General features: G+C 58.3%; 11 protein-coding genes and 2 tRNA genes. 4 read left to right on the top strand and 9 right to left on the bottom strand.

The window, feature by feature from the left end; all coding sequences use genetic code 11:
• Positions 1–11: 11 nt before the first annotated feature.
• The 5 genes from C5F52_RS13610 to C5F52_RS13590 all read right to left on the bottom strand — a co-directional run bounded on the left by C5F52_RS13610 (position 12) and on the right by C5F52_RS13590 (position 4121).
• Positions 12–2228 carry a molybdopterin cofactor-binding domain-containing protein gene (locus C5F52_RS13610; protein WP_104798896.1) on the bottom strand — a complete coding sequence of 739 codons (2217 nt, stop codon included), beginning with the start codon at positions 2226–2228 and terminating at the stop codon, positions 12–14.
• The gene (locus tag C5F52_RS13605) at positions 2225–2695 is read right to left on the bottom strand and encodes a (2Fe-2S)-binding protein (protein WP_104799073.1); all 471 of its coding nucleotides are present in this window, start codon (positions 2693–2695) and stop codon (positions 2225–2227) included. Before C5F52_RS13605 ends, C5F52_RS13610 begins: the two co-directional genes overlap by 4 nt.
• Positions 2696–2700: 5 nt before the next feature.
• Positions 2701–3666, bottom strand: a complete 966-nt coding sequence (locus C5F52_RS13600) for a tripartite tricarboxylate transporter substrate binding protein (protein ID WP_104798895.1) — start codon at positions 3664–3666, stop codon at positions 2701–2703.
• 178 nt (positions 3667–3844) lie between these two features.
• Positions 3845–3921: transfer RNA gene (locus C5F52_RS13595), tRNA-Arg, on the bottom strand.
• 123 nt (positions 3922–4044) lie between these two features.
• A tRNA-Ile gene (locus tag C5F52_RS13590) sits at positions 4045–4121 on the bottom strand.
• A gap of 96 nt (positions 4122–4217) precedes the next feature.
• Between C5F52_RS13590 and C5F52_RS13585 the strand changes: the two genes are divergently transcribed.
• Positions 4218–5153 (top strand): DMT family transporter, encoded by a 936-nt coding sequence (locus C5F52_RS13585; protein WP_201747019.1) that lies wholly within the window; start codon positions 4218–4220, stop codon positions 5151–5153.
• Between the two features lie 25 nt (positions 5154–5178).
• Here C5F52_RS13585 and C5F52_RS13580 read toward each other — a convergent pair whose 3' ends face one another.
• Positions 5179–6036 carry a metal-dependent hydrolase gene (locus C5F52_RS13580; protein WP_104798893.1) on the bottom strand — a complete coding sequence of 286 codons (858 nt, stop codon included), beginning with the start codon at positions 6034–6036 and terminating at the stop codon, positions 5179–5181.
• Between the two features lie 162 nt (positions 6037–6198).
• Positions 6199–7200, bottom strand: coding sequence for a heat-inducible transcriptional repressor HrcA (hrcA, locus tag C5F52_RS13575; protein ID WP_104799072.1), 1002 nt, complete (start codon positions 7198–7200; stop codon positions 6199–6201).
• A gap of 38 nt (positions 7201–7238) precedes the next feature.
• On the opposite strand from hrcA, the gene C5F52_RS13570 reads away from it, so the two are divergent.
• Genes C5F52_RS13570 through rapZ form a run of 3 tightly spaced genes read left to right on the top strand, consistent with a single transcriptional unit; the run spans position 7239 to position 10680 of the window.
• Positions 7239–8135: an NAD kinase gene (locus C5F52_RS13570; protein ID WP_104798892.1), complete on the top strand. Its 897-nt coding sequence runs from the start codon at positions 7239–7241 to the stop codon at positions 8133–8135.
• Entirely contained in the window at positions 8132–9808 is a 1677-nt protein-coding gene (gene recN, locus C5F52_RS13565; protein WP_104798891.1) for a DNA repair protein RecN, read from the top strand. The genes C5F52_RS13570 and recN overlap by 4 nt, the downstream gene beginning before the upstream one ends.
• The gene (gene rapZ, locus C5F52_RS13560; protein ID WP_104798890.1) at positions 9805–10680 is read left to right on the top strand and encodes an RNase adapter RapZ; all 876 of its coding nucleotides are present in this window, start codon (positions 9805–9807) and stop codon (positions 10678–10680) included. The genes recN and rapZ overlap by 4 nt, the downstream gene beginning before the upstream one ends.
• Here rapZ and mutY read toward each other — a convergent pair.
• Both mutY and mutM read right to left on the bottom strand, forming a co-directional pair.
• Complete coding sequence (gene mutY / locus C5F52_RS13555; protein WP_104798889.1) at positions 10670–11764, bottom strand: A/G-specific adenine glycosylase; 1095 nt, start codon at positions 11762–11764, stop codon at positions 10670–10672. The genes rapZ and mutY overlap by 11 nt on opposite strands.
• The gene (gene mutM / locus C5F52_RS13550; RefSeq protein WP_104798888.1) at positions 11749–12564 is read right to left on the bottom strand and encodes a bifunctional DNA-formamidopyrimidine glycosylase/DNA-(apurinic or apyrimidinic site) lyase; all 816 of its coding nucleotides are present in this window, start codon (positions 12562–12564) and stop codon (positions 11749–11751) included. The genes mutY and mutM overlap by 16 nt, the downstream gene beginning before the upstream one ends.
• Positions 12565–12594: the final 30 nt, after the last annotated feature.

The following is a 12594-nucleotide window of genomic DNA, read 5'->3' as shown; positions in this document are numbered from 1 at the left end:
ATTTCCTTGGTTCAAATAACAGAAGGTGTCTCGCGATCAACAGCGTTGATGGCTTTGACAATGTGTTCGGGCGTCATGGGCATGTCGCGCACCCGCACGCCCAATGCATGAAAAACGGCGTTGCCAATCGCAGCCGCGCACGGGCCCAACGAGGCCTCACCCGCGCCCAACGACGCGTGCTCACCCGTGTCCATCAGCGAGACCGACACCTCGGGCACGTCTTCAAAACGAAGAATGGGGTAGTGCTCCCAGTCGACACTGAGTAGGCGTTGACGATCAAATTTGGCTGCTTCTAAGAGCGTCCAACTCGCGGCTTGAATGGCACCGCCTTCGAGTTGGTTGATGGCCCCGTCCGCGTCCACCACATGGCCGATGTCAGCGACCACCCACAAGCGTTTGAGGTGCACGCGCTCGGCCACCACCACTTCAGCCACCACGGCGCAATAGGCGCCTGTGTTTTTGTAACGGGCAAAAGCCAAGCCTTGGCCCCATTCGCCGTCAACCGAACTCGATGCGTTTTTGGTGGCATCGCGTTGCGCCCAGTTCGACGCGGCGGCCGCTTGTTGCAGCACGGCGCGTGCATGCGGGTCATGCAAATACGCCAAGCGCATCGCAAGAGGGTCTTGGCCAGCGGCGAACGCAACCTCGTCCATGAACGACTCTGCTGCAAACACATTCACATGCGCGCCCAAGGCACGCAGGGCAGACACACGCATGGGCATGTCCATCACGCGGTGGTTGACCACTTCCAGCGCAGGCAAGGCGTAAGGCGGCACGGCATTGCGCTCCGAGCCACCGCCCACGCTCATGGCGGCGTTCTCTGCCAACAACACGGGAAAGGGCTTTGCCGTCAACCAGCTGCCGAGTAAGGCCGGCGTGGCTTGACGGCCAGGGCGTGTGCCGTGGCCTTGGCTCCACACCGTGTGTTGCCAAAAGGTGAGGCCTTGCTGTGCGTCCAGCCCCGCCTGCAAACGCACGCTCATGGCGGGTCCTAAGGGTGACCAAGCCATTTCGTCATGGCGCGACCAAAGCACGCGCACGGGCTGGCCGTCGGTGAAACGCGCCAGCCACGCCGCATCAAAGGCCACGTCGTCAGCGCCGTTGTGGCCATAGCAACCCGCGCCTTGCACATGCTGCACCGTCACTTGCTCGGGCGCGCATGCAAAAGCCAGCACCAAATCGCGACGCAAATTGAAAATGCCTTGCGAATGGCTCCACACCTTCACGGCATCGCCTTGCCAATGCGCCAGCGCACACGAGGGTGACATGGACGCGTGCTGCACGTAGCCACGGTTGTAATCGGCTTGCAGGGTGCGCACGGTTTGCGCTTGCGCCTGAACCCATGCATCACCCGCGGCGTGCACGGTGCTGGTTTGTAAGGGGCTTTGGCGCAACCAATCTTGCAAGTGCTCGGCGTCGGGCAACACCGATGGTGTGGTCCACGCCTGAGCGTCGGTCAAATCAGCGATCAACCGATCGGCAGCTTGGGTGGCGGCAGCTTCACTGTGCGCCAACACGCCGATTTGCAAACCATCGCGGTAAACGCCTTGCACGTTGGGCAGGGCTTGCGCACGCAAAGCCGCTTGCGCCCATGCCGTCTCATTCAACGTGGCTTGCAAATTGGGTGGACGCACCATGCGCCCGTGCAGCACATGGGGCAAGTCAAGGTCTTGGATGAAATCTGCGTGACCTGAAAACTTGCGCCACAAATCAGGGCGAGGATGAGACCGTGGTTCAGTATGGGTTGTCGTTTTCGCAGGCCCAACCTCTTCGGGCAAGGCCTCTCGGTCAAGGTTGATGTGTCCGCACAAATCGCCGTACCCACACAAGGTACGCGAGCCGTGCATGAAGACGCCGTCCACCACCTGAATGTCGGATGCCAGCACCTCAAATTTCTCGGCCGCGCAGGCCACAAACAAAGCCTTCGCTTGGCGGCAAGCGTGTCGCACCGCGGTGCCCGAATCTTGCACCGACAAACTGCCCGAAGTCACGGCTTCATTGGGGCTGAAGGCGGTGCTGGCAGGCACAGCCTCAATCGCTTGTACGGACAAGCCCAACTCTTGGGCTGCGATTTGCACCAAGGCATGCAAGATGCCTTGGCCGATTTCAACCTTGCCCGACCTCACCTGAACCCGTCCATCGGGCAAGAAGGTCAACCACTGCGCCAAACGGCGGTTGGTCTGCAAGCTGCCGGGCAAGACGGAAGGCGTTGTGGTTGGCGCGGTCATGCAGACCCCATCGTTTGCGCCGCTTGGCACACCGCACGCACGATGCGGTTGTGCGCACCGCAGCGGCACAAGTTGCCTTGCAAGGCAGCACGCACTTGCTCAGGTGTAGGCTGAGGTGTGGCGTGAAGCAAGGCCGCCGCTGTCATCAACATGCCGCTGCTGCAGTAGCCGCATTGCGCCGCTTGCAGATTGGCAAATGCGGTTTGCAAGGCGTGCGGCTGCTCAGCCGTGCCCAAGCCCTCGACCGTGACCACGCGTTTACCCACCACAGCCCACATCGGCGTGCTGCACGCAGGAAGTGTGTGCTCATCCACCATCACATGGCACGCGCCACATTGCGACAAACCACAACCAAAACGCGTGGCCTTTTGGTGACAGGTGTGACGCAAAACATCGAGCAACACATCGTTGTCATCGGCCTGCACCACTTGGGGCTGGCCATTCAACTGAAAGCACAACTCAGCCATGTCGCTCAATCCGCTTTAGCGCCTGAAACTTTGACAATGTTGGCCCACTTGGCCACGTCTTCCGCGACGTACTTGGTGAAGACCGGTACCGACATGGACATGGGCACCGCACCCTGCTTGGCCCAAGTGGCTTTGACATCGGGGTTGTTCACAATTTTGTTGATCTCGGTGTTCAAGCGCGTGACGATGGCCTCTGGCGTGCCTGCGGGCGCCATGAGCCCCAACCAAATGACGGCTTCGTATTTCAGTAAACCTTCGTCATTGGCCGTTGGCAACTCTGGTATCACCAATGAACGAACTTTGCCGGTCGTGGCCAAACCGCGCACCTTACCTGCCTTGATGTTTTCAGACATCGTGGTCACGGCATCAAACATCATGTCCACCTGCCCTGACAGCACATCGGTGCGCGCAGCCGCACTGCCTTTGTAGGGAATGTGCGTCATGTCAATGCCCGCCATGTGTTTGAACAACTCGCCCGCCATGTGGTACGGCGTGCCGTTGCCTGAGGAGGCGTAGTTGAGCTTGCCCGGATTGGCACGCGCGAGCTTGATCAACTCAGGCAAGGTGTTGACTTGCAATTTGGGATGAACCACCAACACCAAGTCGGAATAGTTGACGGGCGCGATGGGCGCGAAGTCTTTGAGCAGATTGAACGGTTTGTTCGAAATCAACGACTCATTCACCGTTTGCGTGTTGGACATCATCAGCAAGGTGTAACCATCGGCAGGCGACTTGGCGACGGCATCGGTCCCAATGATGGAACCCGCACCTGGACGGTTATCCACCACAAAGGGCTGGCCCAACGCATCTTGCAAACGCTGCGCCATGAACCGCGCATAGTTGTCGGCAGGGCCACTGGCCGCAAAAGGCACGATGATTTTGACGGGCCGATTCGGATAGCCCTGTTGGGCCTGAACCGTCAAGGCAGCGGCCAACCCAAAGAACGCAGAAATAACGCGTGTGAATTTCATGTGCTTGTCTCCATTTTTTAATGCGCCACTGAGACTTGTGGGCACATTAAAGAAGAAAACACAAAAACAAACGGTCACCTAAAGCAATCACCCTGATTCGATGACGTCAATCGATGCAAAAAATGAAGGCACAAAAGAAAAAGGGCTTACATCCGAAGATGTAAACCCTTGTTCAATTTGGTGCGGCTGGCAGGAATCGAACCCACGACCCCTTGGTTCGTAGCCAAGTACTCTATCCAGCTGAGCTACAGCCGCTTGGATGAATCGTAGTATAGCACAGAATTGTGCAGGTCTTCAAGAAGACATCCATGGAAGTCGATTGCCATCGACTTCACACAAACAAAAAAGGAGCTGCTTTGACACAGTCTCCTTTCACGTTGGTAGGGCGTGACAGACTTGAACTGTCGACCAAAGGATTATGAGTCCTCTGCTCTAACCAACTGAGCTAACGCCCCATCTCAAGTCGGTGATTGTAGAGGCTGTGCTGCCATACCAAGCTTGAGCAGCATCGCGAGTGCATCGGCCACGACCTCGGTCGTATCATCGCCCGCATGAAACTCTCCCCTCGATCAGCTGGCCTCGTCTCAGCCGTGGTCACGGTACTGATTTGGACATCCTTCATCGTCATCGCCCGCGCTTCAGCATCCCACAACCTATTGCCACTCGACATCGCGTTTTTGCGAATTTTGGGGGCAGGCAGTGTGTTGTTGCCTTGGGGTTGGTGGTTACTGCGCAAGCAACGTGCAGCGGGTGACAAAGTGGGCTCGTTGTGGGGCTTGTCGCCCTTGCCGCTACGCATCACGGCCATTGCGGGCGTCTTTGGCAGCATGCTTTACGCCATGCTGGCTTACTCAGGCTTTTTCTTCGCGCCAGCCGCACACGCCTCGGTGCTGATGCCGGGTAGCTTGCCACTGTGGACTTCTCTGCTGGCCATCGTGATTTTGAACGAGCGTATTTCTCAAACGCGCGCCATCGGTTTGGCCTGCATCGTGTTGGGCGATTTGATGGTGGGTGGCGCCAGTTTGCTCAAAGCATTTGAGGGCGGCGAGGTGTGGAGAGGCGACTTGCTGTTCATGAGCGCCGCGTTCTGCTGGTCTTGCTACAGCGTGACGGTGCGCCGCCACTCGCTAGACCCCGTGCGCGCCACCATCGCCATCACGGCGTTCTCGTGCGTCACGTTTGTACCGGTCTATGCATTGGCCGTTTCAAGTGGCCTGATCGCAAGCCACTTAAACGCAGCACCAGCGTCCGAAATGTTGTTCCAAGCGATCTACCAAGGCGTAGGCTCGGTGGTCATTTCAGGCATCACCTTCAATGTGATGATTCGCCATTACGGCCCTGTGCGCTCCACCATGATCACCGCCCTCGTGCCCGGCCTCTCGGCGTTGGGCGCGGTGGCGGTGTTGGGTGAACCCATGCACCTGAATTTGCTCGCAGGCCTCGCGCTGGTGACCTGCGGCATTTTGTTCGGCGTGCGTAAGTCTTAAGGCCTGAATCTGATCAAACCTTACTTCAGAACTCGATGGTTTGACCTTCAGTCATGGGCACCACCTTGATGGCGCTGCCTTTCATCGCGTCTTGAAATTCAGCCAAGGTGCCTTTGGTCAAAGGGTTGGAGTTGTAGTGCATGGGCATGACCATCTTGGGTTGAATCCAAGTACGAGCAGCGTAAGCCGCGTCTTCTGGGTCCATGGTGAAGTTACCGCCAATGGGCATCAACACCAAATCAGGCTTGTAACGCTCGCTGATGAATTTCATGTCGCCAAACAAGCCGGTATCACCCATGTGCCAAATCTTGAAACCGTTTTCCAGCTCAATGATGTAACCCACCGCTTCGCCAGCAGGGTGTGACTCGTTTTTGCCGGTGGCAGGGTTGTTCCAAACAATCAGCGATGAATGCTCCGCCGCCACAGCCGTGACTTTGATGCCGGGCAAGGGTTTGACATGGCCTGTTTTGTTAAAGCGGTGACCCAAGTTGGCAGGCAACATGCCCAGCGTGATCAAGGGCGTCACCATGTCGGCGGGGCCGTACAGCACGGTGTTGTTCAGTTTGGCCAAGGCAGGTGCATCGCCCAAGTGATCGACGTGGGCGTGCGTGACCAGCAGCAAGTCAATTTTGCCCAGAGCAGCGAAATCTGTTTTGTAAGGTGCGGGGGCTTTGGGGCCACCGGTGAGCCAAGGGTCGATCACGATGGTTTTGCCGCCCGGTGTCTTGATGCGGTAACCCGCTTGCCCCAGCCACAGCATTTCAGTTTTGCCATTGGCAACAGGTGCTGCGCCCGCCGTTTGGGCCGTGGCATGGCCACCACACAGCGCCACGGCTGTGAGCGCAACAGCGCAATTGAGTTTGAGCCAAGCGGCTAATTTCATAAAGTTTCCTTCGGGTTTAAAAATCACACGCGCGTATGTTTAGTCAAAAACCAAGCCGTGAAAAGAGGGTTTCCCGCATCGCCCATTGCAGCAGGTCAAACAAGCGACAGCCATTCAGCGCACGATTCAGCAGTGCGCACTGCGGGCGTTAACTAGAAACTGTTATTTGTGGCTCAGCGCGTTGCTGACCAGCTTGGACGTGATGTCCACGATGTGAATCATGCGGTCGTAAGCCATGCGGGTTGGGCCGATCACGCCCAAGGTACCCACCACTTGGCCATCCACCTCGTAGGGGGCACTGACCACCGACAACTCTTCCATCGGCACAATTTTGCTTTCACCGCCAATGTAAATACGCACACCTTCAGCTTGGGCTGAAATGTCCAACAGGCGGACCAACTGGGCTTTTTGCTCAAACAAATCAAAGGCGCGGCGCAGATTGCCCATGTCGCTGGAAAAATCGCTGACCGACAACAAATTGCGCTCGCCGCTGATCACCACGTCGTCTTGCTCTTGTGCCAAAGCCTCGGTGCTGACTTGCACAGCCGCTTGCATCAAGGTGGCAATCTCGCTGCGCAAAGACTCCACCTCGGCCAGCAACTTCTCGCGCACTTGCTCAATGGCCATGCCTGCGAAATGGTGGTTCAAATAGTTGGACGCTTCGATGAGTTGGGACGCCGTGTAGTCCGCCTCAGTGAAGATGACGCGGTTTTGCACATCGCCTTCGGGCGACACAATGATCACCAACAAGCGCCGATCAGACAGCCGCAAAAACTCAATGTGACGAAACACCGAACTGCGGCGCGGCGCAATCACCACCCCCACAAACTGCGACAAGTCGGACAGCAAATGCGCTGCATTGGCGATCACCTTTTGCGGCTGATCGGGCGCCAAGCTCGGGGCATGCAAGTGCCCGCGATCCGCGGTCAACATCGTGTCCACAAACAAACGGTAGCCGCGTGCCGTCGGGATGCGCCCTGCCGAGGTGTGCGGACTGACGATCAGGCCTAAGGCCTCCAAATCAGACATCACATTGCGCACAGTGGCGGGCGACAACTCAATGCCCGTGGCGCGAGAGAGCGTGCGTGAGCCGACGGGTTGCCCGTCGGCGATGTAGCGCTCTACCAGCGCTTTCAGCAACAACTTGGCGCGATCGTCTAGCATGGTCATTTGTTGTCGAATTTTAGTGATGTAATTTGCCTATGAAATCAAAGTTTCGTCACATTGCCTTACTTGGAAAATACCAACTCCCGACTGCGGGCGGCACCAAGCCATCATCTCGCTTGATCTTGGAGAAGGTGGCTCAGTTTTTACACACCCAAGGCTGTGAAGTCATTTTGGAGCACGACACCGCCGCCAACACCGGCCTCACGGGTTACCCCGTGATGGACGTGCAAGGCATTGGCAAAACCTGCGATTTGGCCTTGGTGGTCGGTGGCGACGGCACGATGCTGGGCTACGGCCGTCAATTGGCGCCCTACAACGTGCCGCTGATTGGCATCAACCAAGGTCGCTTGGGTTTCATCACCGACATCCCGCTGGAAGATTTCCAAACCACCCTCAAAGCCATGATCAACGGCGAATACGAGGAAGACAAACGCGCCATGATGCACGCCAAAGTGTGGCGCGACGGCCATTGCGTGTTTGACGCACTGGCCTTGAATGACGTGGTGGTCAACCGTGGCGCCACCACCGGCATGGTGGAAATGCGCGTGGAGGTGGATGGGCATTTCGTGGCCAACCAGCGCGCAGACGGTTTGATCATCGCCACCCCCACCGGCTCCACCGCCTACGCTTTGTCAGCGGGCGGTCCGCTGATGCACCCCTCCTTGCCCGCTTGGGTGATGGTGCCGATCGCGCCGCACACCTTGTCAAACCGCCCCATCGTGTTGCCTGATACGGGCGAAGTGGTGATTGATTTGGTCGCGGGCCGCGACGCCAGCGCCAACTTTGACATGCAGTCACTCGCATCGTTGCTGCTGGGCGACCGCATCACGGTCACGCGCTCGAAGCACCATGCGCGGTTTTTGCACCCACGCGGCTGGAACTACTTTGACACCTTGCGTAAAAAACTCCACTGGAACGAGGGCGTGGCATGAGTTTGCAGCACATCGTCTTGCGTGATTTTGTGATCGTGCGTGAGCTCGATCTGAACCTCTCTCAGGGCTTTACCGCACTCACCGGCGAAACCGGAGCTGGCAAATCCATCTTGATTGATGCGCTGCAGTTGGTCATGGGCGCGCGCGCCGATGCGGGTGTGGTGCGCGAAGGGGCCACACGGGCCGAAATTTGCGCCGAGTTTGACACCACACCTGACTTACACGCTTGGCTGGAAGACGAAGGCTTTGCCAATGTTGCCGAACAAGGCAGCTTGCTGCTCAAACGCACCATCGACACACAAGGCAAAAGCCGCGCGTGGATCAACGGCAGCCCCGCCACCGCCACCCAACTGCGCGCCTTGAGCGACCGTGTGCTCGACATCCACGGCCAACACGCTTGGCAAAGCTTGACCCGTCCCGACGCCGTGCGCGGTTTGCTCGATGCCTATGCCGGCGTGAACCTGCAAGCCTTGAACACAGAATGGACCACTTGGCGACGCGCCATCCAAACCCTGCAAGAGGCACGCACCGCACAGGCCACGCTGCAAGAAGAACGTGAGCGTTTGTTATGGCAAATGGCCGAGGTCGACAAACTCGCCCCCGCCACGGACGAATGGCCAGAGCTCAACAGCCAACACACCCGCCTGTCACACGCACAAGCCTTGATGGATGCGGCTCAAAGTGCCATCGCCGCCCTCGAAGACGACGACCAAGGCGCCTTGCGCTTGCTGAGCAAAGCCCAAGACGCCTTGCAAGACCAAGCCGACGTGGCGCCCGAGTTTGCCAATTGGGTGGACGTGCTGGCCTCTAGCTTGGCCCAAGCCGGTGACGTGGCGCACTCGCTGCACGCCTACCTCAGCCACGCCGAACTCGACCCCGAGCGCTTGCAAGCCTTGGACGACCGCATGTCGTTGTGGATGTCGCTGGCACGCCGCTTCAAGCGCACACCCCAAGAATTACCCGCGCTGTACCAAGAGTGGAAAGCACGCCTCTCCCACCTCGACGCCGCCACCGACTTGGCCGCGCTCGAAGCCACTGAAGCCAAAGCCGCTGCGGCCTACCAAGCGCAAGCCCGCCTGATTTCTAAGGCCCGCACGCAAGCGGCGCCCAAACTCGCGACGGCCATCAGCCAAGCCATGCAAGGCTTGGGCATGCAGGGCGGTCGCTTTGAGGTGCAACTCGAACCTACCGAGCAAGCCACGGCCAGTGGCTTAGAAAGCGTCAACTTCTTGGTGGCAGGCCACCCCGGCAGCACACCGCGCCCCGTGGGCAAAGTGGCGTCGGGCGGCGAACTGTCGCGCATTGCCTTGGCCATTGCAGTGACCACCAGCCAGTTGGGCACCGCCCAAACCTTGATCTTTGACGAAGTCGACTCCGGCGTGGGTGGCGCCGTGGCCGAAACCGTGGGCCGCTTGATGCAGCAACTGGGGCGTGATCGCCAAGTCATGGCCGTCACCCATTTGCCCCAAGTCGCAGCCTGTGCCGATCACCACTGGGTGGTGTCCAAACACAGCGATGCACAAGGCACGGCCAGCCAAGTCACTGCACTGAGTCGCGCAGATCGCGTGGGCGAAATTGCCCGCATGCTGGGCGGCGAGAAAGTTTCTGAAACAACCTTGGCCCATGCCCGCGAAATGCTCAGCCACACCGTGCACCCGAAAGCCAGCGTATGAAACAAGAATTGGTCCTTATCACTGGCATGTCGGGCTCCGGCAAGTCGGTCGCCCTGCACGCCTTGGAAGACGCAGGCTATTACTGCGTGGACAACCTGCCGCCTGAATTGCTGCTGCCTTTTGTGCAACTCGAACAACAGCACAGCGCCAGCAAAATTGCCATCGCGATGGATGTGCGCAGCGCCCAATCGTTGCCGTTGGTGCCTGCCCAACTGGCACATTTACGGGCGTTAGACGTGGATGTGCGCATGCTGTTTTTAGATGCCACCACAGAAATTTTGGTGCACCGTTTTTCGGAAACACGCCGTCGTCACCCCTTGTCACGCAAAGACGATGAGCCGGTGCGTGACCAACAACGCGACTTGGTGGAGGCGATTGAGTTGGAGCGCGAATTGCTCTCCGAGCTGCGTGAAGAGTCCCACATCATCGACACCAGCTTGCTGCGCAGCACCAAGCTTCAGAGCTACATCAAATCGCTGATTTCCGCGCCCGCCACGCAACTCACGTTGATGTTTGAGTCGTTTGCATTCAAGCGCGGTATTCCCGTGCATGCCGACTACGTGTTTGATGTGCGCATGCTGCCCAACCCCCATTACGAACCCATGCTGAGACCGCTCACGGGTCGTGATGCACCTGTGGCTGAGTGGCTGGCAGAGCAAACCCCGGTAGAAAAAATGGCCGAACAAATCAGCCATTTTTTGGATACGTGGTTGCCTGACTTGAACCACGACCACCGCAGCTACGTCACGGTCGCCATTGGTTGCACAGGTGGGCAACACCGGTCCGTGTATTTGGTGGAATTGCTGAGCGAACGCTTTGCCAAGAACTGGATCACGCTCAAGCGTCACCGCGAGTTAGACGTCAACCCGTAAGCAGTTTGCGCACGGGCGCGGGCAAACCCAGGGCTGGCCAATCGGCAGCTCCCACCCAAGCAGCGCCTTCGGCTGATTCAGAGGAGGCATCAACCCCTGCAACGCTTGAGGTCGCAGTAAAAGACACCGGTTTGGACAACACCAACCGAACGGGATGCAAGTACAAGTCTTTGTGCGTCAACACATGTTTGAACACGGGGCCATCGACCAATTGGTTTCGCTGCGATGCAGGCACAGCCGCTTGCAACGCCTCAAAACTGTCAAACACAGGCAGGCAATACAAGCCCGCCCACACACCCGTTTGCGGACGCTGCATGAGCCACACATCCCCTTGTGCCGTCTGCGCGTGCAACAGCCACAGCTGTTCTGAGCTGCGCTTGAGTTTGCGGGTTTTGACGGGGTAACGCTCAGGCGAACCCTCCAAAGCAGCGACACACTGCGCCTGCACCGGACAACGGTCGCATTGCGGTTTTTTAGGCGTGCACACCGTGGCGCCTAAATCCATCACGCCTTGGGTGTAGCGTGGCATAGCTTGAGCTACATCGGCTTGGGGCAACATGGATTGGGCGATCTGCCACAGCGTTTTCTCATGGCGTGAAGATGCCAAGTCTTCTTTAAATCCCAAAAATCGCGTGAGTACGCGCTTGACGTTGCCATCCAAAATCGCAATCGGCTCGCTGAAGCACAGCGAAGCCACGGCGGCGGCGGTGGATCGACCAATGCCGGGCAGGGTTTGCAAAGTTTCTGAGTTGCGTGGAAAAACGCCACCATGCAAAGCGACCACATCTTGGGCGGCACGATGCATATTGCGTGCGCGGCTGTAATAACCCAAGCCGCTCCACAGGCCCAGCACCTCGTCTTGATGCGCCGCGGCCAAATCGGCCACCGTGGGAAAGCGCGCCATAAAGCGCGCAAAGTAGTCGCGCACCGTCACCACTTGCGTTTGCTGCAACATGATTTCAGACAGCCACACGGCATAGGGATCTCGGGTGTTTTGCCAAGGCAAGTCGTGGCGACCGTGCTGCAACTGCCACGCCACCACCGCCTCAGCGAACGTTGGGGATGGCGTCAAGGTTTTTGGCATACAGGGCAAAAGTAGGTGGAGCGCTGCCCTTGCTGAATGCGGCGAATGGCAGTGCCGCACACACGACAAGGTGCGCCGGCACGGTCATACACATGGGCTTCCAACTGAAAGTACCCCTGCTGACCATCCGCACTGGAAAAGTCACGCAAAGTGCTGCCGCCTTTTTGTACCGCACGCGCCAGCACGTCGATGATGGCCAAACGCAGCTTTTCTGCCCGAGGTCGGCTGACGCGCTCGGCACGCACCGTCGGACGAATGCCTGCCAAAAACAGGGCTTCAGACGCGTAGATATTGCCCACCCCCACCACCAACTCGCCACCGAGCAGCACTTGCTTGATGGCTGTTTTACGTTTTCGCAGGCCCAGATGAAAAGCGTCCAGCCCAAAATCGCCGTTCAAAGGCTCGACACCCAAATGCCCCAGCAGCTTGACGGCTTCGGGACTGTGTTCATCCGCGGCATAGACCACCGCGCCAAATCGACGTGGGTCATTGAGGCGCAACAGGCCTTGGCTGGTGTCTAAATCGAAATGGTCGTGCGCTTGGGGCGGGCTTCGGTCATCGCTGAAACGCAAACTGCCCGACATGCCCAAATGCCACAGCAGCAAGCCTTTGTCCAAATCAACCAACAAATATTTGCCGCGACGACGCACGCCCAACACCACGCGCCCCCGCAAAGACTGCGGGCCGCAGCCTAACGACCAACGTAACGGTTTGCCGACGCGCACGCCGGTGATGCGGGCACCCGCAATGCGATCCGCAAAGCTCAAACGGGTAACTTCAACCTCAGGTAATTCGGGCATGGACAGACTCAAAAAAACTGCCGCGATTAT

Source organism: Limnohabitans sp. TS-CS-82 (assembly GCF_002943475.1).
The sequence above is the reverse complement of the archived record's forward strand: the minus strand, read 5'-3'. Positions and strand labels throughout refer to the sequence as shown.